The 26,961-nt window shown below is 45.8% G+C and carries 22 protein-coding genes; 13 read left to right on the forward strand and 9 right to left on the reverse strand.

Going from position 1 to position 26,961, the window contains the following annotated elements:
* Positions 1-67: 67 nt before the first annotated feature.
* The 3 genes from ACOIT5_RS22035 to ACOIT5_RS22045 all read right to left on the reverse strand — a co-directional run bounded on the left by ACOIT5_RS22035 (position 68) and on the right by ACOIT5_RS22045 (position 3,254).
* Positions 68-1,135, reverse strand: a complete 1,068-nt coding sequence (locus ACOIT5_RS22035; protein WP_423128317.1) for a helix-turn-helix transcriptional regulator — start codon at positions 1,133-1,135, stop codon at positions 68-70.
* Positions 1,136-1,196: 61 nt separating this feature from the next.
* Positions 1,197-2,747 carry an Rne/Rng family ribonuclease gene (locus tag ACOIT5_RS22040; protein ID WP_423128318.1) on the reverse strand — a complete coding sequence of 517 codons (1,551 nt, stop codon included), beginning with the start codon at positions 2,745-2,747 and terminating at the stop codon, positions 1,197-1,199.
* Between the two features lie 219 nt (positions 2,748-2,966).
* Positions 2,967-3,254: an HU family DNA-binding protein gene (locus ACOIT5_RS22045; protein ID WP_423128319.1), complete on the reverse strand. Its 288-nt coding sequence runs from the start codon at positions 3,252-3,254 to the stop codon at positions 2,967-2,969.
* A gap of 130 nt (positions 3,255-3,384) precedes the next feature.
* Here ACOIT5_RS22045 and mutY point away from each other — a divergent pair, with 130 nt between their 5' ends.
* The 8 genes from mutY (at position 3,385) to ACOIT5_RS22085 (ending at position 11,331) form a co-directional block, all read left to right on the forward strand.
* Positions 3,385-4,440 (forward strand): A/G-specific adenine glycosylase, encoded by a 1,056-nt coding sequence (gene mutY, locus ACOIT5_RS22050; RefSeq protein ID WP_423128320.1) that lies wholly within the window; start codon positions 3,385-3,387, stop codon positions 4,438-4,440.
* Between the two features lie 137 nt (positions 4,441-4,577).
* Positions 4,578-5,015, forward strand: a complete 438-nt coding sequence (locus ACOIT5_RS22055; protein WP_423128321.1) for a single-stranded DNA-binding protein — start codon at positions 4,578-4,580, stop codon at positions 5,013-5,015.
* A 19-nt stretch (positions 5,016-5,034) separates the two neighbouring features.
* Complete coding sequence (gene gldE / locus ACOIT5_RS22060; RefSeq protein WP_423128322.1) at positions 5,035-6,354, forward strand: gliding motility-associated protein GldE; 1,320 nt, start codon at positions 5,035-5,037, stop codon at positions 6,352-6,354.
* Between the two features lie 19 nt (positions 6,355-6,373).
* The gene (gldD, locus tag ACOIT5_RS22065) at positions 6,374-6,973 is read left to right on the forward strand and encodes a gliding motility lipoprotein GldD (protein WP_423128323.1); all 600 of its coding nucleotides are present in this window, start codon (positions 6,374-6,376) and stop codon (positions 6,971-6,973) included.
* 15 nt (positions 6,974-6,988) lie between these two features.
* Positions 6,989-7,618 (forward strand): 4'-phosphopantetheinyl transferase superfamily protein, encoded by a 630-nt coding sequence (locus ACOIT5_RS22070; RefSeq protein ID WP_423128324.1) that lies wholly within the window; start codon positions 6,989-6,991, stop codon positions 7,616-7,618.
* Between the two features lie 59 nt (positions 7,619-7,677).
* Positions 7,678-9,186 (forward strand): glucose-6-phosphate dehydrogenase, encoded by a 1,509-nt coding sequence (zwf, locus tag ACOIT5_RS22075; protein WP_423128325.1) that lies wholly within the window; start codon positions 7,678-7,680, stop codon positions 9,184-9,186.
* 41 nt (positions 9,187-9,227) lie between these two features.
* Entirely contained in the window at positions 9,228-9,965 is a 738-nt protein-coding gene (gene pgl / locus ACOIT5_RS22080) for a 6-phosphogluconolactonase (protein WP_423128326.1), read from the forward strand.
* A 139-nt stretch (positions 9,966-10,104) separates the two neighbouring features.
* A complete protein-coding gene (locus tag ACOIT5_RS22085; protein WP_423128327.1) occupies positions 10,105-11,331 on the forward strand; it encodes a DUF6051 family protein in 1,227 nt (408 codons plus the stop codon).
* Between the two features lie 45 nt (positions 11,332-11,376).
* Here the strand turns inward: ACOIT5_RS22085 and ACOIT5_RS22090 are convergent, their stop codons facing one another.
* The 6 genes from ACOIT5_RS22090 to ACOIT5_RS22115 all read right to left on the reverse strand — a co-directional run bounded on the left by ACOIT5_RS22090 (position 11,377) and on the right by ACOIT5_RS22115 (position 19,230).
* Complete coding sequence (locus ACOIT5_RS22090) at positions 11,377-12,852, reverse strand: nucleotide sugar dehydrogenase (RefSeq protein WP_423128328.1); 1,476 nt, start codon at positions 12,850-12,852, stop codon at positions 11,377-11,379.
* Between the two features lie 381 nt (positions 12,853-13,233).
* Entirely contained in the window at positions 13,234-15,582 is a 2,349-nt protein-coding gene (locus ACOIT5_RS22095; RefSeq protein WP_423128329.1) for a GumC family protein, read from the reverse strand.
* Between the two features lie 22 nt (positions 15,583-15,604).
* A complete protein-coding gene (locus ACOIT5_RS22100; RefSeq protein ID WP_423128330.1) occupies positions 15,605-16,381 on the reverse strand; it encodes a polysaccharide biosynthesis/export family protein in 777 nt (258 codons plus the stop codon).
* Positions 16,382-16,509: 128 nt separating this feature from the next.
* Positions 16,510-16,929, reverse strand: coding sequence for a BT0820 family HAD-type phosphatase (locus ACOIT5_RS22105; protein ID WP_423128331.1), 420 nt, complete (start codon positions 16,927-16,929; stop codon positions 16,510-16,512).
* 254 nt (positions 16,930-17,183) lie between these two features.
* Positions 17,184-18,185, reverse strand: coding sequence for an ornithine carbamoyltransferase (gene argF, locus ACOIT5_RS22110; protein WP_423128332.1), 1,002 nt, complete (start codon positions 18,183-18,185; stop codon positions 17,184-17,186).
* 91 nt (positions 18,186-18,276) lie between these two features.
* Positions 18,277-19,230, reverse strand: coding sequence for a carbamate kinase (locus ACOIT5_RS22115; RefSeq protein ID WP_423128333.1), 954 nt, complete (start codon positions 19,228-19,230; stop codon positions 18,277-18,279).
* A 255-nt stretch (positions 19,231-19,485) separates the two neighbouring features.
* On the opposite strand from ACOIT5_RS22115, the gene ACOIT5_RS22120 reads away from it, so the two are divergent.
* The 5 genes from ACOIT5_RS22120 (at position 19,486) to ACOIT5_RS22140 (ending at position 26,958) form a co-directional block, all read left to right on the forward strand.
* Positions 19,486-20,415, forward strand: a complete 930-nt coding sequence (locus ACOIT5_RS22120) for a PAS domain-containing protein (RefSeq protein WP_423128334.1) — start codon at positions 19,486-19,488, stop codon at positions 20,413-20,415.
* Entirely contained in the window at positions 20,415-21,596 is a 1,182-nt protein-coding gene (locus ACOIT5_RS22125) for a SpoIIE family protein phosphatase (protein ID WP_423128335.1), read from the forward strand. The genes ACOIT5_RS22120 and ACOIT5_RS22125 overlap by 1 nt, the downstream gene beginning before the upstream one ends.
* A 107-nt stretch (positions 21,597-21,703) precedes the next feature.
* Entirely contained in the window at positions 21,704-22,294 is a 591-nt protein-coding gene (locus ACOIT5_RS22130) for an RNA polymerase sigma factor (protein WP_423128336.1), read from the forward strand.
* 138 nt (positions 22,295-22,432) lie between these two features.
* A complete protein-coding gene (locus ACOIT5_RS22135) occupies positions 22,433-23,503 on the forward strand; it encodes a FecR family protein (RefSeq protein ID WP_423128337.1) in 1,071 nt (356 codons plus the stop codon).
* Between the two features lie 173 nt (positions 23,504-23,676).
* The gene (locus ACOIT5_RS22140; RefSeq protein ID WP_423128338.1) at positions 23,677-26,958 is read left to right on the forward strand and encodes a TonB-dependent receptor; all 3,282 of its coding nucleotides are present in this window, start codon (positions 23,677-23,679) and stop codon (positions 26,956-26,958) included.
* Positions 26,959-26,961: the final 3 nt, after the last annotated feature.

Genomic DNA, 26,961 nt, shown 5'->3' on the forward strand with positions numbered 1-26,961 from the left:
ATCAGACAAATCATATTATTTTATGACCGGATGGTGGATTCAAGGTAAAAAAGGGTTGAAAAAGGGTCTAGTCCCCCTTTATATTCACCGGGTTCAAATGGTTATATAGGCTGATCGCCTCCTTCCTGTTGGTAACACCCAGCCGCTTATACAGATTATTGATGTGTGTTTTTACCGTGCTGATCTCGATATACAGATCGGTTGCAATTTCTTTATTTGTTTTTCCGGCGGCCAGGCTTTGCCAGATCGTTCGTTCTTTTTCGGTCAGTAAACTCACAAAATCGGGTTCTCCCTTCCTTTTCCGGATATTTCGCTTTTTTTTGAATAGGAGGAAAACCAATAAAAAGATCAGGACCGTTTCGCCCCAAATAACCCAATCGCGCCAGGGTTTTGTGATGGAAGGAATGGCGCAAACCAGGTCGCGGTAGCCCACCAAACTATTTAACAGATCGTCGTATATATGGGCATAGTACCGGTAGCTGCGATCGGCCTGCAAACGATCCTGCAAACGAAAATAGAAATCGCTGTTCTGCAGGAAGTCTGTCTCCCGGTCGTCCAGGTGATACAGTGCAAACAAGGCGACCAGCGGGTCGGGGCAATTCTCCGTGAATTCGCGGATGTATTTATTCAGGCTCTGACTTTGGAAATTCCGTTTGGCTGAAGTATTCACGCCACTCAACTGGTTGCGCTTTTGAAAGTAGGTTTTCTCAAAATCTGCCAGCAGGCTGTTTTTCTCCGAACCGTTCATCTGCACCGACTCAAATACACGTCTTTCGTCGGCATTTTCAATAAAAACAGTCGTTTGGTTATCCAGGATCAGGTGCATAAAGTTCCGAACCGAATCCGTCATAAATTCAACACCGAACACATTATTCCGAACCAGGTAAAGGCGGTAAAACCGGGAATCTTCCGGCAAATCAAGTCCTCTAAGTATAAAACGTCCCTCCCCGTCGATTAAAGCCTCATCAATTACAAATTCAGGGGAGGCAACAAACAGCTTATCCGGAGAGTTTACCGAAGCCAGGAAAATCCGGCTCTGCCAGTCTCCCGAAATCTTCAGCCTGCCTGTGATCTCGTAGGCATTCACATTTCCGGCAATCAGGCTGCAACATATAAGCAGGACCGATTTGATCATATTTCAAATTTAAAAACACCCTAAAATAACAAATCCCGGGTAAACTCCGGGATTTGTATGATTAAAGAATAATTTCTTCCATATTCTCATCAAAAAAGTGATACTCGAGAAAACTCATGGAATTCACTTCTTCGACGCTGATATGCCTCATGTATTTTAAAGCCCATTTTCTCCTTCGGGACATAAACCCTTTTGTTAAAAATGCAGCAACGTAAGGATGAACTTTTAAGGTCAGGTTCTTTTTATTCAAATCTTTAAAAATGTAATTGACCTTATTGTCCAGTTCATCCGTAAAGAGAATTGTAGGCGTCACTTTTCCGGTTCCTTTGCATGAAGGACAGACTTCAGCTGTCTCCACGTGTTCCTCCGGACGTACCCGTTGACGTGTAATCTGCATCAAACAAAACTTACTCAAAGGTAAGATATTGTGTTTGGTGCGATCAACGGACATGGCCTCTCTCATACAATCATAAACCTTCTGTCGGTTTTCGGCAACATGCATATCGATAAAATCGATTACGATGATGCCTCCCATGTCTCTCAGCCTCAGCTGTCGTGCAATTTCCTCAGCAGCCGCCAGATTTACTTCCAGCGCGTTGGTTTCCTGATCGATACCTGCTTTTGAGCGGTTACCGCTGTTCACATCAATGACGTGAAACGCTTCGGTGTGTTCGATAATCAGGTAAGCCCCGTTTTTAAACGAAACGGTTTTCCCAAATGACGACTTAATTTGCTTATCGACTCCGTAATGTTCAAATATGGGCTGGCCGCCTTTATAACATTTGACCATTTTTTTCTTTTCCGGGTCGATGGTTCCAAGGTATTCGGCTACATCATCTGCAATTTCAGCGTCATTGACGATGACGCTGTTAAAGGTTGGGCTGTAAATATCTCTCAACAAGGCGGTTGTCCGGTCAATTTCTCCAACCACCAAGGTTGGAGCAGTCGCTTTTTTAAGCTTCTGAAAGATCGTTTCGAACTTGGCAACCAGTTTCTTCAATTCCTGATCCAGTTCTGCAACCCGTTTGCCTTCGGCAACGGTTCGGACAATAACACCATATTTCTTCGGCCTGATACTTTGAATCAATTTCTTCAGCCGGTTTTTTTCTTCGGTTGAGCTTATTTTCTGAGAAACGCTTACTTTCTCACTAAATGGCATCAACACTAAATTTCTTCCCGCAATTGACAGTTCGGAGGTCAGCCGAGGCCCTTTCGTCGAAATTGGTTCTTTTGCAATTTGAACCAAAATATTCTGGCCCGCTTTTAAAACCTCCGTAATTTTGCCCTCTTTGTTAATGTCGGGCTCGGAGTGGATTTTAGACAGCGAAGAAATACGGTTTTTTTTAGAACTGGCAATTTTCATGAACTTGTTCAAAGTTGAAAATTGCGGACCCATGTCGAGATAATGCAAAAATGCATCTTTTTCATACCCAACGTCGATGAATGCAGCGTTCAAGCTCGGCATTATTTTTTTCACCCTGGCTAAATAAATATCGCCAACAGCAAATTTTGCTCCGCTTTTTTCCCTTGTTAGCTCAACTAAGCGTTTGTTTTCCAATAAGGCAATAACGACTTCCGAGGGAGTGACATCAATAATCAGATCGCTACTCACAACGTTATTTAATTAGAATTAAGTTTCGCGTATTTGTCGACTTATAAAACAGATTAAACCTAAAACACCGGTGTGCTTTAGGTTTAACCAACATAACGCTATAGCTCTACCTTAATCGTAAAACTATTTCTTCTTCTTATGTCTGTTTTTACGAAGCCTCTTTTTACGCTTGTGCGTCGACATCTTGTGTCGTTTTCTTTTCTTTCCGCTTGGCATAATTTACTTTTTAATTTGGTCTTTAACTTGTGAAACAAATGTTTTCGCCGGTTTAAACGACGGAATAAAATGTTCCGGAATAATGATCGTTGTATTTTTTGAGATATTACGTGCTGTTTTCTCTGCTCTTTTCTTCACAATAAAACTTCCAAACCCACGCAAGTAAACATTTCTGCCTTCAGTTAATGAATCTTTTACAGTTTCCATGAAAGCTTCAACTGCTTTTTGTACGGTTACTTTCTCGATTCCGGTGTTCTTGCTGATTTCGTTAACAATATCTGCTTTAGTCATCTCTTAAAATATTTAGTTTTCAATAAATTATAAATACAACTTTATCGGTGTGCAAAAATAAAAATTATTTAAGAACTAAAAACACATGTGTTGAATTATTTTTGCAATTCTTGTAGATTCTAAAGCAGTTATGAAAAATCCGCTTGATTTTGGACCTGATTTATTGCGTTGGTACAAGCAGAACAAAAGGCCTCTCCCCTGGAGGGAAACCCGTGATCCATATCGGGTTTGGCTGTCTGAGATTATCATGCAGCAAACCCGGATTGACCAGGGGTTGGCTTATTACCGGAAGTTTGTAGAAAATTTTCCTGCCTTAACAGATTTTGCAATGGCCGATGAAGACACAATCCTGAAATTGTGGCAGGGCTTGGGCTATTACTCCCGGGCCAGAAATATGCACCACACGGCAAAAACAATCGCCGCAAACCACGAAGGAATATTCCCTGACAATTACACGGCCCTGCTGAAACTAAAAGGCATTGGTGAATACACCGCTGCGGCTATTGCCTCCATCGCGTTCAAGCAGCCGCATGCCGCAGTCGACGGAAACGTATACCGGGTGTTGTCGCGCCTTTATGGAATCGATACTCCGGTTGATTCGTCGCAGGGGAAAAAAGAATTCCGGGAACTGGCAAACCGCCTGCTTGACCGGAAAAACCCCGGCGACCATAACCAGGCGCTCATGGAATTCGGCGCCCTGCTTTGCACTCCCCGAAACCCGGACTGCCCGGATTGCCCGTTTAAAAACCGTTGCGTAGCCCACCAGTCGGGGCTAACCGATAAACTTCCGGCAAAAGCCGGGAAACAAAAAATCAGGCTGCGCTACTTTAATTACCTGCTTATTTGCTCGGGCGATGATATCTACCTGAATAAGCGAACCGGGAATGATATCTGGAAAAACCTGTACGAGTTTCCGCTGATTGAACACGACCGGAAAACCGAACCCGCCGAACTCGGGCCCCAACTAAACAGTTTATTCGGTTTGCAACAGATCGTTGTTACAAAAATCACCGCCTGGAAAAAGCAGGTGCTAAGCCACCAGCATATCTATTACCGTTTTCTGTATATTTCTGACGGAGATAAAAAAATCGAGCTTTCAGCTTTCGTAAAAGTGAATAAAAAAGATATTTTTAACTTTGCTGTTCCAAAACCTGTGGAAAAAGAAATTGAAAATCTGAATTTATAAAACAGTTTCGTTCATAGGCATAAATGATACGGTTCGTCAAAAAAACAGAGGTATTCATAAAATAACTGATTATGAATAAGCTGCAAGAATGAAGAATGTCGTAAATTTATTATTGTTAATTTTAAATTTATCAAACTATGTCAGTAAACAAAGTAATTCTAATTGGCAATGTAGGCCAGGAGCCTGAAGTCAGACATCTTGACAAAGACGTAACCGTAGCCAACTTTTCATTGGCAACTTCCGAAAGTTATACCTCCAAGACCGGGGAAAAAGTGACCACAACCGAATGGCACAACATCGTTGTATGGCGGGGTTTGGCCAAGGTAGTTGAACAATACGTAAAAAAAGGAGATAAATTGTATATTGAAGGCCGAATCAGGACCCGTTCGTGGGACGATAAGGAAGGGAACAAACGATATACGACCGAAATATACGCGGACAACATGGAAATGCTTGGAGGTCCGCGGGGAGGAGATGCTGCAGGTAACAACCATGCGGCCCCGGCCAGTCAACCGGCAAACAACGTCAACGAGCCTGATTTTGAAACATCGGAAGAAGACGATCTGCCATTTTAGTAACTAAAACAACATTTCATTGGAAACGGACCCTTTACCTGATTTTATCACTCTGAGTTGGGATGTTTATTTTCATCCTGTTACAACAACTGCTGTTATCAGCTTAATTTTTATCGTGATTTTACTCATCACCTCTGCGCTTATATCCGGCTCCGAAGTGGCCTATTTTTCATTAAGCCCGAAAGACCGGCAAAAGCTGAACAGCAAAAAAGAAAAATACGCTTATTTTATTTTACACAACCTGGAAAACCCGGAAAAGTTGTTGGCTACCATCCTGGTCGCCAACAACTTTGTCAATGTTGGTATTGTTATTCTTTCGTCGTATACCACCAACATGTTAATCGACTTCTCGCAAGCAGAAACAGCCGGATATATTTTTAAGGTGGTCGCCATCACCTTCTTCCTGCTGCTATTTGGCGAAATTATCCCCAAAGTATACGCTTCGCGGCACTCGCTGCGGGTAGCCCGGATGATGGCCTTGCCCTTGAATTTGCTCGAACAGATCTTCAGTCCGATAAATGCCGTGCTTATTTATTCAACCTCTTTTGTGAACCGGCGGATGCAAAAACATTCCCAGAATATCTCGGTTGATGAATTATCGAAGGCCCTGGAGTTAACAGCCGACAATGAAATATCGGAAGACAAGGACATCCTGGAAGGAATTGTCAAATTCGGCAATAAAAGCGCCGTTGAAATTATGCGTTCCCGGGTAGATGTGGTTGCCGTTGACATCAAAGATTCGTACAACAAAGTCATTAACCTGATTAATGAGTCGGGTTATTCCCGGATTCCTGTTTACTCAGGCTCATTTGACAACATCCGGGGAATTCTTTATATCAAAGACCTGCTTCCCCATCTCCATAAACAGGAAAATTTCCGCTGGCAATCGATTATCAGGCCACCCTTTTATGTGCCCGAAACAAAAAAGATTGACGACTTACTCGAAGAATTTCAGAAAAACAAAGTACATATGGCCGTTGTGGTCGACGAATACGGAGGAAGTTCCGGGATTGTCACCCTGGAAGACATCCTTGAAGAAATCGTCGGTGATATCTCGGATGAATTTGACGATGATGAAATTTACCACACAAAAATTGCCGAGAATAAGTATCTTTTCGACGGAAAAATTCTGTTGAATGATTTTTACAAAATCACCGGCGCTAACGAACATACTTTTGATGAACACAAAGGCGACGCCGATACGCTTGCCGGATTAATCCTGGAGTTAAAAGGTGAGATTCCGGCATTGCATGAAAAGATTATTTGTAAGAATTTCGTTTTTTCAATCGAAGCGGTTGACAATCGCCGGATTAAAAAAATTAAAGTCGAAATAAATTAATTCACAGGAAAGGAACGTGATGAAGATAGCTTTGTTTGTGATAATTGCCCTGCTGATTGTTGGATCGTGTCAAAAGCAATATACGCCAAAACCAAGGGGATATTTCAGGATTGCCTTCCCGGAAAAATCGTACGGACAACTGGATATGCAGCTTCCGTATACCTTCGAGATCGCCGATTATTCCCAGGCTGTGCCCGACGATGGATCCTCCCCTCAATCCGGCTGGATCAATGTGGTCACCAAAAAAAACAAAGCCGACATTCACGTCACCTATGTAAAACTCCGCGACGATTTGTATAAGCACATCGAAGAATCACGGAAATTGGCTTACGATCATTCCATAAAAGCCGATGCCATTGAAGAACAGCTTTTTATCAACCCGAGAGAACAGGTGTACGGCAGCATTTACTTCATTGAAGGAAATGCTGCCTCTCCGCTTCAGTTTTACCTGACTGACAGTTGCACCCATTTTATGCGCGGAGCTCTTTACATCCGCGAAATTCCAAACATCGACTCCATCAGCCCGGTGATTGAATTCCTGAAACCGGATGTCATTCATCTGATTGAAACCACCCGCTGGACCCAACCCGGAAGCGGGAATCAGGCGCAACGCCGGTGAATTTGAAAAAAGCCCATGCCTTTACTGAAAAAAATACCGGTTAACAACGGTCTGCTGATCCTTTGGAGCATCCGCGAATCCCTGGAAGTTCTTGAACAAATGATTCCCGAGGCTTTGGAAGATCCGCGATACCGGGCAATCAGCCATATCAGACGTAAACGGGAATGGCTGGCCGTCAGGCTGTTGATGCGCGAAGTAAACTGCCCGGCCGGACAGCTCTTTTATGCCGAAAACGGACAGCCGCGACTAAACAATCCAACCTACAAACACATCAGCATCAGTCATTCCGACAGCCTGGCTGGTATTTTTCTTCATCCCTCACAAGCCGTAGGTCTGGATATTGAACAGGCAGATCGTGATTTTATACGAATCGAACAAAAATACCTGAGCCCTGAAGAGCAGGAACTGGCACGTACCATTTCGGGCGGACACGGGTTATTTTGGTGTATCAAAGAAGCCGTTTACAAACTGGCCGACACGCCGGGACTACATTTTGCCCGACAGATCAGGATCTTTCTTCAGGAAGATTCAAAACTTGCGGTCACGCTGATCACCGGGACCACAAAAACTTTTCAGGTTAATCATTTTGAAATTGAGGGGCAACTGATTGTTTGTCTGGTTGATGAAAAAAAGAACGAAGTTTAACAAACAAGAATCCCAAACATAAGGGCGGATGACTTGTTTATTTCTGAAAACTGAAGACGATGAATAGCACAAAACCACAAATACTGGTTATTTTTGGCGCATCCGGCGACCTGACCAAACGAAAACTGGTTCCTGCCTTGTTTGAACTATTCCGGCAAAAATTACTTCCCGTGCAGTTTGCCGTTTTGGGTGTCAGCCGCACGGAATATTCAGATGAAGAATTCCGGGACAAAATGACTGAATTTTTACCCAAAGACGAAAAACAGCAGCCAATCATCGGTAAATTCCTGTCGACCCTCTATTACCAGTCGCTGGCCACGGAAGATAACTACGAATACCCGATTCTGAGAGACCGGCTCACCACCATATCCAAACAGAATGACATTCCCGAAAATTATATTTTCTACCTGTCAACGCCTCCGCGTTTGTACGATATCATTCCGGCCAATCTGGCGAGCGTAGGGCTGAACAAACCGGCCGACGGGTTCCGCCGCCTGATCGTGGAGAAACCCTTCGGCGCCAACCTGGAATTGGCCAAAGCGCTAAACCGCAAATTGCTAGAACACTTTGATGAAGACCAGATATACCGGATAGACCATTACCTCGGGAAAGAATCGGTGCAAAACATGCTGGTAACCCGCTTTGCCAACGGGATCTTCGAGCCGATCTGGAACCACAATTTCATTCATCATATAGAAATTACCTCGGCCGAAAGTCTGGGAGTGGAAGATCGCGGAGGCTACTACGACCATTCGGGCGCCATGCGCGATATGGTGCAAAACCATCTGATGCAACTGGTCGGGCTGGTGGCCATGGAACCCCCGGTCGTGATAGAAGCCGATGCCATTCGGAACGAAATATTGAAGGTCTTTCAGTCCCTTCGCCCCATCCGGGAAGAAGAAGTGGTGAAGCACGTCATTCGCGGCCAATACATCGAGTCGCACATCAAAAAAGAACTGGTGAAAGGCTACCGGCAGGAAAAGGGAGTTGACCCAAACAGCCGGACAGAAACCTTCTTCGCGATGAAGTTTTTCATCGATAACTGGCGCTGGAGCGGGGTCCCGTTTTACATCCGCACCGGGAAGAAACTACCTACGCGGGTCACCGAAGTGGTTATTCACTTTAAAAAAACGCCACATCACCTGTTTGGAGCCTACACCGATTATCAGCAAAATAACCAGTTGGTCATCCGGATTCAGCCCGATGAAGGTATCCTGTTGAAATTCGGTATGAAAGTGCCGGGAGCAGGCTTTAATGTACAAACCGTGAATATGGATTTTCATTACGACGATCTGGCCAATGTTCATCTGCCTTCGGCCTATGAGCGTCTTCTGCTTGATTGCATGCAAGGCGATGCCACGTTGTACTCGCGCGGAGATTCGGTGATAAAAGCATGGGAATATGTACAGCCAATCCTGGATGCCTGGAAAAACAACCCCGACATTCCGGTGTACGGCTATCCCGCCGGCACCTGGGGGCCCGACGTAGCCGATCAGCTCGTTGAAGACGGCACCTGGCGTTATCCGTGCAAAAATTTATCGGACGACGGCACTTATTGTGAGTTGTAACGCCTTTCGGGCAAAATCAAATCCTTAATACCCAAATTGAAATGACCACGATACGGGAGATTAAACGATACGCGAATCCGGATGCAGTAGCTGAAGCATTCGCCGCCGAACTGTACCAATGGGTAAAACAAGCCAAGAAGCCGGTCCATATTGCCTTGTCAGGCGGCACAACCCCTGCCCTTTTGTTTGATGTATTGGCCCGGGACTATGCCACAAAAATGCCCTGGAAAACCATTCATTTCTGGTGGGGGGATGAACGCTGCGTTGCCCCAACCGATGCCGAAAGCAACTACAAGATGGCCAATGATCATTTATTCAGCAAGATTCAGGTCAACCCGGAACTGATTCACCGGGTAAAGGGAGAACTGCCACCCGAAGAGTCCAACAATGCCTACCGCGATGAAATTGAACAGTTTGTGCAAAAAAAGAATGACTGGCCGGCTTTCGGACTGATCATCCTGGGTCTGGGCAACGACGGGCACACGGCGTCCGTTTTTCCACATCAGATGGAGCTGCTGGAATCGGACCGGACCTGTGCCCTGGCTACCCACCCCGAATCGGGACAAAAACGCGTAACCTTGACCGGCAAAGTCATCAACAATGCCGAACGTGTCTTTTTCCTGGTCACCGGAAAATCAAAAGCCGGGCGTATGGCCGAGTTGGTCAATCAAACAGATGAAGCAAAACAGCTTCCCGCGTATTACATTTCGCCGAAAACCGCGAACCCGGTCTTTTTCCTGGACTACGATGCGGCATCGGAACTTGGACCCGAAGATTGATTGTCAGCGTTCAGCAGCAAGCGGTCGGATTTCGCATTAACTGACTGAATCCGGCATTTCTCTCGTTTTTGCAGCTTTTGTTGCAGCCTCAGATCTCAAAAATCAGCAACTTCCCTGATCAATAAAGGAGGAACAAACGATGCTATATTTAGATTCCTATCAGCAACTGAGAGAGGTATTGCTGGCTGACGATGCCGTCATTCCATTGGAAGATTTGCGCATCCACCGCCAGGAATTCCGGTCGAAATCCAATAAGTTGTTGCCAGGAGAAGAAGATTATTGCTGTGAAGAACACCAGGAGCACTTCAACCTGCAACACAGTTTTTACACCAACATCGGGCACATCAGCAACCAGATTCAAATCCGCGACAACGACATCCTGGAAAACCAGGTATTTTCCTATCACATTTTTATGCCTTCTTCGGTCGAAAAGGCCGAAAGCGCCATTTTTCTTCTTCACGGATTTAACGAGAAAAACTGGGACAAATACCTCCCTTGGGCCCAATACCTGGCCCGGCACACCGGCAGCGCTGTTATTCTATTCCCGATTGCCTTTCACATGAACCGGACACTCTCGGTCTGGAGCGATAAACGAAACATGTTCCGGTTAAGCGAAGAACGAAAAAAGATGTTCCCCGATGTGGTCGATTCATCGCTCACCAACGTGGCCATCAGTATGCGTTTGCACAGCCGCCCGCAACGATTTATCTGGTCGGGACTGCAAACCTATTACGACATCATCCGGTTTGTGGAAGAATGCAAAAGCGGGCTAAACAGCCTGATCTCCCCGACTGCCCGTTTTCACTTTATGTCGTACTCCATTGGTTGCTTACTGGCCGAAATTCTGAAACTGACAAACCACAACAATTATTTTAGCGACTCCCGGCTGTGTTTATTCTGTGGCGGGTCTGTTTTTAACCGTTTGTCTCCCGTATCGAAATATATTTTAGACAGTGAAGCGAATATTGCCCTCTACGCCTACATGATTGAACACATGAAGAAACACCTTGACCATGACAAACAGCTGAAACATTATATCAATGGCCCCCATCCGGAAGGACTGGTGTTTTATTCGATGCTCGATTACAAGGAAAAGCTCGGGTACCGCGAAAGTTTGTTCAGTCAGGTTAGCAGTCAGATCATGGCCATTACCCTAAAACAGGACACCATCATTCCTCCCTACGAAATTATCAACACCCTGCAGGGAGCTGCCCGGGATATTCCGATACCGGTAACAATTTACGATTTCCCGTTTCGTTACAACCATGTCAGTCCCTTCCCTGCAACCGATAAAAACAAGGAAGTGATTGACGAAAAATTCAAACTGGTATTCAGACAATTTGCTGCCTTTATAAATGGTGAATAAAACCACAATGCCGGGTTTCATCGGTTTTTAACGAGTTTTGGGGTATCAGCCTTTCCCGATCGATTTTACTTCAAAACCGATTTCTGTCAATGCCGGCCTATTGAGTATGTTTCTGCCGTCGAAAATAAAAGCCGGCTTAAACATCCGATCGTAAAGCTTTTGCCAGTCGTAGGTTTTAAACTCATCCCATTCGGTCAGGATGGCTACCGCGTGAGCCTTTTCGCAGGCGGCAAAGGGCGAATCGTGTACGGTTACCAATTGTTTAATCTCTTCGGGCGTCAATTCTGCAAATTTTGGCGAATGGCAGAGGTTTTCGTCGCGCCGGTGTTTCTGCAGATATTCCAGGTCGGCGTAAATTTGCCTGGCCGAAACTTTGGGATCATATACATGAATTTCAGCCCGGTCCTGCAACAATTCATCGGCCACGTAAATGGCGGCTGATTCGCGGGTGTCGTTCGTGTCCTTTTTAAAAGCCCATCCCAGGAAAGCAATTTTTTTACCCGACACCGTATTAAACAAGGTATCAATAATTTGCTTGGCAAAGCGATGTTTCTGATAATCGTTCAGCAAAACTACCTGTTCCCAGTACCCGGCCACCTCGGGCAGGTTAAAATGATGACAAAGGTACACCAGGTTTAAAATATCTTTTTGAAAGCAACTTCCTCCAAAACCCACCGATGCTTTCAGGAATTTGGATCCAATGCGTGAATCCATCCCGATAGCGCGGGCCACCTCATCCACATCGGCGCCTGTCCGTTCGCACAGGGCCGAAATGGCATTGATCGATGAAATACGTTGTGCCAGAAAAGCGTTGGCCGTTAATTTCGACAATTCAGACGACCAGATACGTGTGGTAATAATCCGTTCGCGTGGTAGCCAGTTGGCATAAATGTCGGCAAGCGCCTGTTCGGCAATTTTGCCTGTTTCGTTGTCTTCGCTCCCGATCAGCACCCGGTCAGCATGGATCAGGTCGGTTATGGCTGTACCTTCGGCCAGAAACTCCGGATTGGAAAGCACGGCAAATTTTGGAGCCGGAGCAACGGTAACAGCGGCGCCGTTGGCTGACGATGCGTCGAGTATCGTGCGGATCGCCTGCGCCGTGCGGACCGGCAGCGTTGATTTTTCAACGATGATTTTATCATCGGTCGAAATTTCGGCAATCTGGCGGGCGCAAAGTTCCACATACTTCAAATCGGCAGCCATCCCTTTGCCCACGCCATAGGTTTTGGTCGGTGTATTCACCGAGATAAAAATCATTTGGGCCTCGCGAATAGCGCCTTCCACATCGGTCGAAAAGAACAGGTTCCGCCCTCGGGCTTCAGCAACCACTTCCGGCAGTCCGGGTTCATACACGGGCAAACGGGAAAGATCGGCTTCGTTCCAGTCGGCAATACGCTGCGCATTAATATCTACTACGGTTACCCGGATGTGCGGACACTGCCTGGCAATAACGGCCATAGTTGGTCCGCCTACATAGCCTGCACCAATACAGGCAATATTTGTGATTTTTGATGGGATCATGTTTTTCTATTTGTCGTTTTCAGAACTGTTTCATGCTCATCGGGCAGCATGATCGTGATTGCGCTTCAAATTTAGTTAATTTAGCTTATTCAACTAAGGAATATCGCGTATTTCGACACGAAGGAGGGGATTTTGCAGGGGGCAGGGGGCAGGGAGCTTGGGGCTGAGAGCAAAGACGATTAGCGAAGAAGGGAGATGGGAGACCGGAGACCGGAGACCAACCAAAACGTGGTAAGCCTGACCAGGTTGCGTTGTGAGCTTGACAAAGGTGTATGGCAGCCTTTACCACGGAACCTTGTCTACGCTGCCACGGAACTTTGCCCGGTTGACTATAAACCGCAAGACCCTTCAGTCTTCAAGCAATGGGGAAGCGGCCGGGGATCAGGCTTTGCCGTTCTGTCCATAGTAGGCGTAAACATGCCTGTACCCAACCTGGTCGAATTTGATGTCGTTGATCACCAGGGAAGGTTTGTTCATCACCGACTGAAAGGCAATATCATTGATCTGTTTTAACTGATCTTTCCGGCTTAGCCCGTAGCGGAGTACAAAAATATTCAGATCGACCAGACGGCCGGTGATTATCCCGTCGGTTACCATCGAGACCGGAGCGTTGTCAATAACAACGTAGTCAAATTCGTTCTTTGCCCATTCAAGGAGTTCAGCAAACTGCACACGTTCGAGCAGTTCGGCCGGGTTAGGCGGAATTGGGCCGGAAGGAATCAGCCACAGGTTATCAGCGTACGTTTCCCGGACAACATCCTGTGCGCGATGATGTCCGATCAGGTATGTACTCAGTCCTTTCAGGTTGTCAAACCCGAAAATCTGATCCAGTCGGGGTTTTCGCAGGTCGGCCCCGATCAGGAGGGTCTTCTTGTCGTTCATGGCCAGGATACAGGCCAGGTTTGTCGCGCAGAAGGTTTTTCCTTCACCGGGAATCATCGAGTGAATTCCGATCACTTTTTGGCCGGCCTGCGTGAATTTATACTGCAGGTTTGTTCTGATCGCGCGGAACGATTCGGTAATTGGTGCGGTCGGATTTTCAAAAACAACCAGGTCCGATTTCGACTTGCTATGGAAAACATTACCAATGATCGTGAGAGGACTGGATCTTTCCACATCTTCCTGCTGATGTATTTTATTGTCGGCCATTTCAACCAGTAAAATAAAAAAGGCAGGAATAATCAAACCAATCAGGGCGCCCAGCAAGATCAGCATTTTAGATGAAATTCCTGTTTGCCGAATCCGTTCCACCCGCGCCGGGTCGATAATTTGAATATCGACCACGGTAGAAGCAAGGCTTATCTCTATTTCGGCACGTTTCTGTAACAGGTAAGTATAAATCTCACTGGTCAGATCGTATTGCCGCCGGATATTGATCAACTCCTGTTCCTGCCCGGGAAGATTATTTAACTGGGCATTCATGGTATGGTAGCGGGCATCCAGATTCTGAATCGTCAAACGGGCGTTATCGATCAAATTAACCAGATTTTCGCGAAGCTGTTCGTTTACCTGGCTGATTTCCTTATTTAACAGCACCAGAGTAGGATTATTTTCATATGCGCTGAATGAAAGCACTTCGCGTCGGCTGTACAGTTCGCTTAATTTCAGCACCAAGGCATTCAGCGACGGATCCTGGATGCCAACAACCGATGGGGTAACAACTTGTTTAATCCCGTCCGACTTACCCAAATAAGCCAGCAGATTGACAAAATATTCCAACTGCATCTGCTGCTGCGACTTATTTTTTTCGATATCGCCCAACTGTGTCATAACCAGTTCTCCCTGGGCGCTAAGATCGATGATCTGATTCCGTGAACGAAACTCGGTGAAGGTAGTGCCGGCAACAATAAGCGAATCGGAAATGCCGCTCAACTGGTTATCGATAAACTGCAACGATCGTTTTTGGGTGGTGGTCTGCTGTTCCAGCTTGAGGTCGAGATAAACCCGGACCAGCTCATTCAGGTAACGAATCTCACGCAGCGCTTCAGTTCCCTGTACCGACAAACGGATGACATCGCTGAGCTTATCGGCTGAAGCGATGTTTAATCGCTCCAGGTATTCAAGCGTAAGCCGGCTCCTGTTGGTAAAACGAAACCGGAACCGTTCGCCGGCAACACGGCTGATGTCGTCTTTCAAATATAAGGTGAAGTTGAAAAATTCATTCTGAAAATCTTCTCCGAACTTCCCGGCAGAACTGCAATTGATATCAACCGGAGCATTGTTCAGCATACCTGTCCCGGAAGCAGAAACCAAATACGTGCTGTCGGCTTCAGGCCTGATTTCAATCCAGATATCTTCGATGTTTATTTCATTCTCATGTTCACGTATCCTAAAAGGTTCGTTAGTGTACAAACCTTTCCAGCCAAATACTTCCCGTTGAAACCAAATGGTACGCCAGTTCAGATTTTCTACTACCCTGTAATTAAGTGTGTAAGAACGAAGCAGTTCCACCTCAGTTGAGATCGACATGTCGGCCATCCCGGGAAACTGGTTTCCAAACATGGTTTCAAGATTAAACGCCTTATTCTTTTGCGGAATGATGATGCTGGTATCCACCAGATATGCCTGGCTGCGGTATTTCCCGAAAAGAAAAGCCAGGGAAACAGACAGAAACAGACAAGCCAGAAACCAGTACCATTTGCGTAAGAGTATGAAAAATAAACGTTTCAGATCGATTTCATCATCCGGTTGATTTAAAGCCGGTTGAGGAATATGGTTTGATTGCATCATCTCGATGAATTTGGACAATTAACTATTTCAAAACAAAGCCTAAAACGGCCAGCAATACACTCAACGATGAGAAGAAAAGTGAATATGCCTGGCTGTTTAGCTGAAAATTTTTGTTTTTGTCGGGTTCCACAAAAATGTAATCGTTCGGATGCAGGTAAAATGCTTTGGACATCCAAACATCTTTGTCCGATAAGTCGAGAATAGTGGTCTGATTACCTTCTGCCTGCGGACGAACCACCATTACCCGTTTAATATTGGCATAATCGGTACTCCCGTTAGCCATCGCCAATGCCTCAAACAAAGTAAAATTATTGTTGTAATTGTAGTAAACCCCGGGACTTTTCACCTCTCCCAGCACAGTAACTTTATAATTCAGCAATTTAACCCGAACGATGGCTTCTTTCAGGTACTGATTCGCCCGTTCCTGCACAACCAGCTCAACCTGCGACTGAGGACGTCCGGTCACGGGAATGTCGCCCAGTACCGGAAGCGTAAGCATGCCTTTTTCATTTACCTCAAAACCGTATAGATATGCACCCTGCGGACTGGTATACTTTTGATACGAGTTATAACTCTGCTGTTCCATATTCGATTCCGGGTTAAACAGGGCATTTACCTCTGCATTCATCGACTTGATACTGACATAGAGGATATCTCCCGGCTTGACGATATATTCAATTGCACTATCATTCAGCGCTTTGACCAGTTCCCGATTGGACGCATTTTTCAAATACATCAACTCCTCGCTGTTTCGGCACGAAACCAGGGAAATGGTTAAAACCAGCAGTATCAGGCTCATAAAGCCGGCTGATGTTACCGTATTAGTAGTTTTCATGTTAACAGAAAAAATGGAATAGATGAGAATGGAAAAATTGAAGAAGTAAATATTTTTGCATAAAGTCTGATTCTATATTGATTAAAAACTATCTACAAAGCAGCAGATTTTTTAAAAATCCACCACTTGCGGCCCGACTCTTTCATCCCGCCGGTATAGTCTGTTTCCGGATGAAGAGTCCGGTATAACTCAGTCCATGAAGGTAATCCTCCCGGAATCCGGTCGTCCAGGTATAGGTCTGCTACAATTTTTCGGCTGGATTCAGGCTTCCAGCTTTCTTCCGGATAATTTTTATTGATTGCATAAAATTCCAGCCCCCGTTCCCGGCAAAACAACACGGCCTCTTCGAGTTCCCGACCTGCCCGGCAGGTCCAGAGAATGAGCCGGTGCCCATTCTGTTGCAACATCTTCAGCGTTTGAATAGCAAAAGGCAATTCTTTTCCAATCTGCGGATATTTGTGTTCAACAATGGTTCCGTCAAAATCTACAGCAATAATCAATCGTTTATACATGCCCCTATTTAAAATGAAAACCAGAACAATGCTTCAAGTTACCAAGTCGGATCAATGGACGAAAGTAATCTTTTTGAATGTTTTTATCAACGGTTTTATGAGAAGAGGGGCATTTGTTATTCGTTGCGAATGAAAATGAACAGTTTACACGCAAATGGAAAAATGACCAAACGCCATCCTCCCGTGAACGGGTTTCAGGCGCTGCTCAGTCTGCATTTCGTTAAAATTCGGGCGTATCGTATTTAAATCGCCGTTTACGAAGCCAGGGTTGCGACCATCACGGCTTTAATGGTGTGCATCCGGTTCTCTGCTTCATCGAATACGATGGAAGCCGGGCTTTCAAAAACCTCTTCGGTAACTTCCAGCGCGTCCATCCCGAATTTCTGAAAAATCTCTTCGCCAACTTTTGTTTCCCGGTTGTGAAATGCCGGTAAGCAGTGCATAAACTTTACACCGGGGTTTCCGGTTAGCTTCATCACCCGGCTGTTTACCCGGTATGGTTTCAGCAGTTCGATACGTTCGGCCCACACCGACTCCGGTTCACCCATCGATACCCAAACGTCGGTATACAAAAAATCGCAGCCGGTTACAGCATCGTTCACCTGATCGGTGATGGTAATTTTTGCGCCGGTTTGTTTTGCAATCTCCTTGCAGGTCTCAACCAGCTCTGCCGCCGGTTGGCATACGGCAGGAGCTGCAATCCGAAAATCCATACCCATTTGGGCCGCTCCCACCATCAGCGAATTTCCCATATTAAAGCGGGCGTCGCCGAGGTAACAAAATTTCACCTGCGACAAATCCGTATTCGCATGTTCCTGCATCGTCAGGAAGTCAGCCAGGATTTGGGTCGGGTGAAACTCGTTGGTCAGCCCGTTCCATACCGGGACGCCGGCAAAACGGGCCAATTCTTCCACAATAGCTTGCCCGTAGCCGCGGTATTCAATCCCGTCGTACATGCGCCCAAGGACGCGGGCAGTGTCTTTCATCGATTCTTTATGACCAATTTGAGAGCCCGAGGGGCCAAGATAAGTGATATGCGCTCCCTGATCGAATGCCGCCACCTCAAACGCACAACGGGTGCGGGTCGAAGTTTTCTCGAAAATCAGGGCAATATTCTTTCCTTTCAAAAGCTGTTTTTCTGTGCCGTTATATTTTGCTTCTTTCAGTTCTGCCGATAGTTTCAGCAGGTAAGTGATTTCTTCCGCGTTAAAATCCAGCAGTTTCAAAAAATGTCTTCCTTTCAAATTGATTTGCATGGTATTGATTTTATAGATTGGTTACTTGCATGGAGCATGGAGCATGGAGCATGGAGCATGGAGTTGGAACTTGAAACTTGAAACTTGAAACTCACTCATAATGCAACGTAATTTTTGAACCGTACGATTTGTCTTCCAGCTTTTTGGCCTCGGTAATGACGCTTTTCTCACCTCCTTTTTCAATGAAACGCAGGCAAGCTTTTATCTTCGGGGCCATCGTTCCTTCTCCAAAAGTACCGTTTTCAAGATACATTTTCGTATCGGCATAATCTAAAAATTCGAGCTTCTCCTGGCTCGGGAGACCATAATCTTTGTAAATAAAAGATACATCGGTTAAAATATAAAATTCATTAGCCCCGATTTCCGACGCCAGCAGCGACGAGGTCATATCTTTGTCGACAACGGCATCCAGCGTGCGCAACTCGTTGTTGGCGTCGTAGTAAACCGGAATGCCGCCTCCACCGGCTGTAATAACGATATTGCCGGCCCGCGCCATGTCTTCAATCACATCTTTATTGAGTATATCGATGGGGTCGGGCGATGATACGACCCTTCGCCAGCCATCGCGGTTTTTAACCGATGGTTTAAACAACCAGCCTTTCGCTTGTTTCAGTTCTTCGGCTTCGGCTTCAGTATAAATTTTTCCAATCCGTTTGGAGGGGTTTTCAAAGGCAGGATCAACCGGATCGACGGTAACCATACTGATCACGGAGATGATGTGTTTTTTTATACCGTGTTTGTTGAGCACATTCCGGAGCATCCGCTCAATCATATAACCAATACCGCCCTGCGAATCGGCCACACAAATGTCGAGAGGCATGGGAACGATGCCGTACAACTGTTCGCCTGCATCGTTCCGCATCAGGATATTACCTACCTGGGGTCCGTTGCCATGCGTGATCACGAGCTGATAACCTGATTTGATCAGGTGTACCAGGTTTTCAAGGGTTTCCGTGGTGTTGGCTTCCTGCTGTTCGATCGATCCGGCTTCGTCGCCACGCAATAAAGCATTGCCTCCTAAAGCAATTACGGCTAATTTTTTCATTGAAAGATGAATTACATCAGACACAAACATAAAAAATCAACGCGATTCTAAATCTGAATTTTGCTTGATTTTTCGCCGATATCAAATGCTATAAAACACTGATTAATTGAGTCTTTTATAAATTAAAACAAAAAGATCATCCTGAATGACAATTTGAAAACAGGAGGAATAGTTTTCGTTTTGGATTGATGATATTGAAGTTTTTTTCGTAATTTTTGTCATCAAATAATCAGGTACACCAAAATAAACCGACCCATGATCTACGACGAAAAATCTTTCCGCCCCGATATGCCGGATAGTCCGGAACTGTATCAGAAAATTATCGACGCTCTGCCCATCCCGATCTTTTTCCGCGATATCAACGGCATCTACCGGTCGACCAACAAGGCTCACGAAATTTTCAGCGGCCGAAACCGGGAACAGATCACCGGGAAGACGGTGTTTGACGTGCAGCCGCCCGAAATTGCCGAGATCTACGCCTTGCGCGATCAGGAATTGTTCGACAGCCCGGGCAACCAGGTTTATGAAACTAAGTTTCGCCAGCCCGACGGATCGTTACACGACGTGGTGTTCAATAAAGCGGTCATCCGCGATGATGCCGGAAATGTCATGGGGATTGTCGGTTCGATTTTTGACATTACCGACCGGAAAAAAGCAGAACGGAAACTGGAAAAAGCCAAGGAGGGCACTGTCATCGCGTCGGCCATGCTCCATAAAATCAAAGCCGGGATCATTATCGTGGACAATGAACTTAAGGTACTCGATTCGAACCAGGGATTTGCCCGGTTGTTTGGCGAAGAAACCGAAGAACTTTACGAAACCATTCCCGGTCTGACCGGCGCCGACCTGAAAGAACTGGTTCCCGAGGTAGTGTATAAAATGTTTGCCTCCATCATGGCTTCAGGCGAAAACATGCTCGAACGCGACCTCAAAATTCAAAACAAACTGCTGCACGTGTCGGTGGTTACCATTTACAAAAACAGGGTAGTCGGGGCGCTCATCCGCGATATGTCGGCCCCCTCGCTTGTTCGCGAAGAAATCATCAGCCGGGCGCAGCGGGTAAATAAGCAAAACCTCGAAACGGTGCAGAAAATCGCCTTCCTGCTTGGCGAAAATGCCTCGCTGACTGAAGAATTACTGAACTCGATTATCGAATCATACAAATACGGGGAGGACGAAAAGTAATGCCTGATTTTCATGTCGAAGTTGACGTTCAGCAAAAACAAGCCAAAGGCGAAGTGGTTTGCGGCGATGTGTTCCACACCCGGCGGATCAGCGAGGAAGGACGCACCATCCTGGTTTTGTCCGATGGCATCGGCCATGGTGTAAGGGCAAACGTACTGGCCACGCTAACGGCATCTATGGCCTTAAACTATACCTCTTTTCATACTAAACCCGAAATTGCCGCGAATATTTTCATGCGGGTGTTGCCCCGAAGCAGTGACGGCAAGGAAAGTTATGCCACCTTCACCATTATTGAAATAGACAATAATGAGTTGGTGCGTATCATTAATTACGATAACCCACCCACCATCATTCTGCGCAACGGACATCCTTTTGCTCCGCGCGAAATTGAAATGAACATCCGTGGCGAAGAAAACGTGGGCAAAATCTTACGTATCCGCGAGTTTAAACCGCAAAAAGGCGACCGCGTGATTTTTATCACCGACGGCGTAGCGCAGAGCGGGCTGGGCAGCAAAAAGCATCCCGAGGGCTGGGGACAACCGGAGGTATCGCTGTTTGCCCAAAAACAGATCGCCCGCGAATCCGAAATATCGGCAACCCGTTTAGCCCGAAAAATACTGAACCAGGCCGCCATGAACGATGACTTTGAGTTAAAAGACGACACCAGCTGCGGAGTGGTCTATTTCAGACAGCCGCGTGAATTTATGCTGATTACCGGACCCCCGTTTTACAAAATCAAAGACTACGACTTTGTAAAGCGGGTGCAGGATTTTCCCGGGAAGAAAATCATCTGCGGCGGAACAACTGCAGAGATCATCGCTCGCGAACTTAACCTCGAAGTCAATATTCAGCACCGCTATGCCGACATCGCGATTCCGCCAACCGCCCGGATGGAAGGCTTTGAAATGGTCACCGAGGGCATTCTGACCATGGGAAAAGTGGAAGAAATCCTGGAAACTTATACCAGCGACACGCGGTTAGGAAATTCGCCGCCTGAAGAGGTAGTCAAACTGCTCATGGACCACGACACCATTCACATTATTGTAGGAACCCGGATCAACTGGGCTCACCAGGATCCTGACCAACCGGTTGAACTTGAAATCAGGAAGTTTGTTGTAAAACGCATTGTCAAACTATTGGAAGAACGTTTTTTCAAACAAGTCAGGGTGGAATTTGTATAAACATACACCGGAATGTGGCCGGAGCGACCATTTCATCCGACTTAACCGGGAAAATCGTTCATGTTAAAATTATTTGATAGTTTTATCCGGCAATTTCAAGTCATGGAATGAAAGAGACTTCTACTGTGGAAGAAATGAACCAGTTGACCAAAAGAATCAGGCAAGGCGATATCAAAGCCTTTGATCTTTTATATGCGCAATTCAGCGAACGATTGTTTGGCTTTGCTTTCTCCATGCTGAAAAACCACGAAGATGCGAAGGAAGTGGTGCAGGAAACCTTTCTGAAGCTTTGGAAAAAACGCGATCAGCTTGATTCGTCGCAATCCGTAAAAGCCTTGCTTTTCTCTGTTTCATACCACATCGTCATCGATTTACTGCGCAAAAGGTTAAAAGAAAACCAATACTTGCAGGAACTGCACGCCCGTTTCGCCGAAAATGAACCCGGCGCTGATCATCTAGCCGACTACAACGAACTGAACAACGAATTGCAAAAAGCCATATCGGCCTTACCTGAACAACGGAAAAAAATTTATCAGTTAAGCCGCGAAGAAGGATTAAGCCACAAAGAGATCGCCGGAATCCTGAATATTTCGGTAAAAACAGTTGAAAATCAGATTAACCTCGCGCTAAAAACAATACGCCGGCAACTGGATTCAGGCAAATTTCTGAACCTGCTTTTTATCGTTCTGTTCCTTTAAAAGGATTTTTTTTGAAAAAAAGTTGTTTTTGCTTGGGGGGTATCCAAAGATTTCACGTATTACCCGTAAATATTTCAGGAAGAAGTTGCACCAAAGTAAGCATCACCCGGAATATCACTGATCTTAATTTACAATAAAATGTCAACTGAAAAAGATACAGCATCCCTGATTCAGAAATACCTGGAGAACAAATGTCATCCGGATGAATTAAATACGATTATTCATCTGTTCCAGCAAAAAGAACATGAACAACAAATTCAGGACTTGCTTTTTGAATACTGGAGGAATACGCCGTCGTTCCAACATAAAATTGCACGCGAAGAGCTTAATCAAATGCTGGACTCGATCCACCACCGGATTAATCTGGACGAAACATCAACAAAGGCCGGAAGGAGAAAGATTATTTATTTCGGCATGCGTGCAGCAGCCATCTTATTTATTCCCCTGTTAATTACCAGTCTTTGGCTGCTCTCGAACAAGGGCGCCTACCGCCGGGAGCAAGCCTGGATTACCCTGGAAACACCACCCGGATCGAGATTGAAAACTACGCTGCCCGACGGGACCGAAGTATGGCAAAATGCAGGAACCAGCCTGCAATACCCTGCCGAATTTACCAAACGGAACAGAGAGGTAATCCTGACCGGAGAGGCTTATTTCCATGTTTCTTCTGATCTGAAAAACCCGTTTTATGTGAAAACAGCTGACGGGACCATTAAAGTCACCGGGACGAAGTTTAATGTTTCAGCTTTTCCCGACGATAACTTTTCGTCGGTTGTGCTCGAAGAAGGAAAAGTGTCGTACACTCCCGCCGGCAAGGAAGAAGAACCGATAGCGCTTTTGCCGGAAGAGCAAATGATCTATCTGAGAAATTCCGGATCGCTGATCAAACAAAGAACTGATGTGGAAAAATATACGTCATGGACCGAAGGAAAGCTGATCTTCCGAAACGACCCGCTCTCTGAAGTCATTGCCCGTTTGCAGCGTTGGTATAATGCCGAAATTATCCTGTCCGACCCCAACCGGAAACTGGGAGAGCTCACCTTTACCTTAACCGTCAAAAATGAAACCTTGCCCCAGGTTCTCGAGTACCTCGCTCAGGCTGCCAACCTTTCTTTTGAAACACAACAGGCCGTCAGCGAGACCATTAACGGACCTGAAAAAAAGAAATATATTTTATCAAAAAACGAGAAAAACAAAATGCCTATGTAAGCATAATCAAGCAAAAGGGGAAGATGCGCTAACATCCTCCCCCGGGTTTCTTAAAATAACAATCTTCTCTGTAAAAATTGTCAAACTCAAACCATTTCAAAATTATGGAAAAAATTCGTAAAAGGATTGACCCGGGAAATTTTTATCCGCAGGTCAGAAAATTTGGAAGAATTATGAAACTAACAATCCTCCTTGTCATTTTCGTTATTGGTCAGGCCTTGGCCATTGATTCCTATTCGCAAGGCACACGCCTGTCGCTGAATATGAATAATACCACCGTGAAAGAGGTTTTGCTGAACATCGAAAAAAACAGCGAATTCTTCTTTATGTACAGCAATAAGTATATCGATGTTGACCGGAAGGTGAGCGTACAACTCACCGACAAAAGAATCGATGAAATTCTGGATGAGATTTTCCGGGGAACAGCTGTCAGGTACGACATTAAAGACCGCCAGATTATCCTCAGCCTGGCGCAACAAGGAAGCGCCGCTGTCAGTCAGTTAAGTCAGCAACCCGCCCTGGTTCGCGGGACGGTGTTGGACGACAATGGTAGTCCGATCCCCGGGGCCACTGTAATTCAAAAAAGCACATCCAAAGGAACCATCACCGATTTTGACGGCAAGTTCGGCCTGGAAGTATCCGGAAGCAACCCCGTCCTGGTTTTCTCTTTTGTCGGCATGAAGAGTGAAGAAGTTAGCTACACCGGGCAACAAACCATCAACGTAACCCTTAAAGCTGACGTGGTTGGTTTGGAGGAAGTCGTTGCCATCGGTTATGGCCGGAACTCGCGCAAAAACCTGTCAAGCGCAGTTACCTCTGTTAAGTCAGACGACCTGAACCGCGGAGCTATCGCCGACGTTGGACAGTTGCTGCAGGGAAAAGTACCGGGATTGAATATTTCATCCAGTGGAGACCCAACACGCGGGGCAACCATTATCATGCGCGGGGCTTCAACCATTAACAGTTCGCAAAGTCCTTTCTATGTAATCGACGGTGTTCCCGGAGCCGACATTTCACTGGTTGCTCCCGACGATATCGTTTCAGTGGATGTATTGAAAGATGCGGCAGCAACTTCAATCTATGGTAACCGCGCTGCGAATGGTGTGATCATGATTACCACCAAAAGAGGCAAAAAAGACCTGGAGCAAATATCCTATAACGGTTACGTGGGTATCGAAAGTGTTTCGAACCAACTCGACATGATGGATGCCAATCAGTTGCGATCTTTCCTTGATAAAAACAACATGAGTTTTGCTCCCGAAGATGATATGGGCGCCAATACCAACTGGCAAAAGGAAATTCAACGTTCAGCCGCTATCTCAACCAGCCACAACCTTTCGTACAGCGGGGGCAATGAGCGCAGCAATTACATCGCCAGTATTACGTATATCGACAAACAGGGTATTTTGCTCAGCAGTAACCAAAACCGTATTGTTGCGCGCATGGCCATCGAACAGTTGGCATTTAACGATAAAGTAAAATTCGGATTGAGCGTGACCAATTCCAACATCAAAAACACGAAAGTACCTCAACGAAACTCGGCCTTGTTGCAAGCGGCAAAGTATCTTCCGGTAACCGCACCGAAAAATGCTGACGGAACCTATTTCGAAAACTTTAACCACTCAGGTTACTTTAACCCGCTGGCTATCATTGAACAGGCTGATGACGATTCAAAAATAAACACACTGCTTGGTAATTTCACCACAGAAGTGACCCTGCCCTACGGTTTCAAATACAACCTGAATGTAGCCTACCAAAAAAATACTTCGCTGAACGGAGAATACTACAACAGTTATTATGCAACGTACTACAACAGCGCCCAATTTTATAATAATCCCGATCCACCAGCGGTACACTCCATCATCAACTTTGGAGACAATGGGCTTGCAATCCGGAGTTCCTACCAAAACACCAATGTAATTTTTGAGAATTACCTGACCTGGGCCAAAGAATTCGGGAAGCACAACATCAATGCAGTAGTCGGTTATTCGTGGCAAGACGACATATTGGGCGATGGGTTTAAAGCAAGTAATACCAATTTCCCGGTAGACAATGTAAGTTACAACAACCTTGCCCTGGGGGACTATTCAACCGTAAGTAATTACCGGGTTGATTTTGGAGCGCTGAATGCTTACCAAAAAACCCGTTTGATTTCGGACTTTGCCCGTCTGAACTACAGTTATGACTCCAGATATATGTTACAAGCATCAATTCGTCGGGATGGTAGCTCCGTCTTTGGCGAAAATAAGAAATGGGGTTATTTCCCATCTGTTGGCCTAGCCTGGCGAATTGACCAGGAAGGGTTCATGAAGGGACAAAGTTTCTTCCAGGATTTGAAACTTCGCGGTAGTTACGGGGTCACCGGTAACTCATCTGGATTCGATGCTTATACCGCGCAATTCATTATCGACGGACTCGGTTCATTTTACTATAACGGCCAGCAGACTAAGGCCTTCGGACCAAGCAAAGCCGCCAATCCAACTTTGGAATGGGAAAAAACAGCGACTACCAACGTTGGGGTAGATTTTGCGGTCCTAAATGGGAAAATAAGTGGTTATGTTGAAGTTTATAACAAAAAAACCACGGATATGATCTATGATTATGAGGTAAACCCGGTACTGGTTCCAGCCGGAAAGATTACAGCCAACGGAGGTGAAATGTCGAATAAAGGGATCGAAGTTAGCATTAATGCGGCACCGGTAAAAAACGCCGATTTCAGTTGGTCAACCAGTCTCAATCTGGCCCACAACAAGAATGAGATTGTAAAATTAGAAAATCCTTTGTTTATAGGAGGCGACTCTATTCGATATACCCAGCCTGACGGGGGTGGCCAAACCGGCAGTACACTTCAAATCAGAAAAGAAGGCAAGCCAATCGGTCAGTTCTTTACACTGGAATATGCCGGCAAAAATTCCGAAGGGGTTTCACAATATGTTGCCGCCGACGGAAGCCTGACGACTAACCCGGCAATCGGCGTTGATTATCACTATCTGGGCAGTCCGCAACCCAAATTGTTGATGGGCTGGACCAACGATTTCAGATACAAAAACTTTGACTTGAATATTTTCGTTCGCGGGGTCTTCGGGAATAAGGTTTTCAATGCCACCCGGGCCGATCTGTTCCGCCCAAGTACAGCCCATTCGACAAATATATTGGTTGATGTGGCCAACGAGTCTCCCACGGATCTGAATTCTTACAAGTATTCATCCCGCTTCATCGAGAAAGGAAGTTATATTCGTATGGACAATGCAACGCTGGGGTACAATTTCAGGAATCTCGGCAAATCCATGAAGAACCTGCGTGTCTATACCTCGGTAAATAACCTGTTTATTATCACAAAATATAATGGAATCGATCCGGAAGTGGAGCAAGGAGGCATGGCCCCCGGCGTGGATTCGAATAACTTTTATCCCAAAACCCGGACCGTGTTATTTGGCGTAAAAGCGACTTTTTAACAA

Origin of the sequence: Gaoshiqia hydrogeniformans (genome assembly GCF_049347105.1) — a bacterium.
Lineage (GTDB): Bacteria > Bacteroidota > Bacteroidia > Bacteroidales > Prolixibacteraceae > Gaoshiqia > Gaoshiqia hydrogeniformans.

Excerpts from the sequence above, each read along its gene's own strand:
- ACOIT5_RS22100 (WP_423128330.1), bottom strand. The coding sequence starts at position 16,381 with ATGAGCCTGATACTGCTGGTTTTAACCATTTCCCTGGTTTCGTGCCGA.
- pgl (WP_423128326.1), top strand. The coding sequence starts at position 9,228 with ATGACCACGATACGGGAGATTAAACGATACGCGAATCCGGATGCAGTA.
- ACOIT5_RS22045 (WP_423128319.1), bottom strand. The coding sequence starts at position 3,254 with ATGACTAAAGCAGATATTGTTAACGAAATCAGCAAGAACACCGGAATC.
- ACOIT5_RS22105 (WP_423128331.1), bottom strand. The coding sequence starts at position 16,929 with ATGTATAAACGATTGATTATTGCTGTAGATTTTGACGGAACCATTGTT.
- ACOIT5_RS22035 (WP_423128317.1), bottom strand. The coding sequence starts at position 1,135 with ATGATCAAATCGGTCCTGCTTATATGTTGCAGCCTGATTGCCGGAAAT.
- argF (WP_423128332.1), bottom strand. The coding sequence starts at position 18,185 with ATGCAAATCAATTTGAAAGGAAGACATTTTTTGAAACTGCTGGATTTT.
- ACOIT5_RS22070 (WP_423128324.1), top strand. The coding sequence starts at position 6,989 with ATGCCTTTACTGAAAAAAATACCGGTTAACAACGGTCTGCTGATCCTT.
- ACOIT5_RS22140 (WP_423128338.1), top strand. The coding sequence starts at position 23,677 with ATGAAACTAACAATCCTCCTTGTCATTTTCGTTATTGGTCAGGCCTTG.
- gldD (WP_423128323.1), top strand. The coding sequence starts at position 6,374 with ATGAAGATAGCTTTGTTTGTGATAATTGCCCTGCTGATTGTTGGATCG.
- ACOIT5_RS22085 (WP_423128327.1), top strand. The coding sequence starts at position 10,105 with ATGCTATATTTAGATTCCTATCAGCAACTGAGAGAGGTATTGCTGGCT.
- ACOIT5_RS22120 (WP_423128334.1), top strand. The coding sequence starts at position 19,486 with ATGATCTACGACGAAAAATCTTTCCGCCCCGATATGCCGGATAGTCCG.
- mutY (WP_423128320.1), top strand. The coding sequence starts at position 3,385 with ATGAAAAATCCGCTTGATTTTGGACCTGATTTATTGCGTTGGTACAAG.
- zwf (WP_423128325.1), top strand. The coding sequence starts at position 7,678 with ATGAATAGCACAAAACCACAAATACTGGTTATTTTTGGCGCATCCGGC.
- ACOIT5_RS22125 (WP_423128335.1), top strand. The coding sequence starts at position 20,415 with ATGCCTGATTTTCATGTCGAAGTTGACGTTCAGCAAAAACAAGCCAAA.
- ACOIT5_RS22130 (WP_423128336.1), top strand. The coding sequence starts at position 21,704 with ATGAAAGAGACTTCTACTGTGGAAGAAATGAACCAGTTGACCAAAAGA.
- ACOIT5_RS22095 (WP_423128329.1), bottom strand. The coding sequence starts at position 15,582 with ATGATGCAATCAAACCATATTCCTCAACCGGCTTTAAATCAACCGGAT.
- ACOIT5_RS22115 (WP_423128333.1), bottom strand. The coding sequence starts at position 19,230 with ATGAAAAAATTAGCCGTAATTGCTTTAGGAGGCAATGCTTTATTGCGT.
- ACOIT5_RS22055 (WP_423128321.1), top strand. The coding sequence starts at position 4,578 with ATGTCAGTAAACAAAGTAATTCTAATTGGCAATGTAGGCCAGGAGCCT.
- ACOIT5_RS22135 (WP_423128337.1), top strand. The coding sequence starts at position 22,433 with ATGTCAACTGAAAAAGATACAGCATCCCTGATTCAGAAATACCTGGAG.
- ACOIT5_RS22090 (WP_423128328.1), bottom strand. The coding sequence starts at position 12,852 with ATGATCCCATCAAAAATCACAAATATTGCCTGTATTGGTGCAGGCTAT.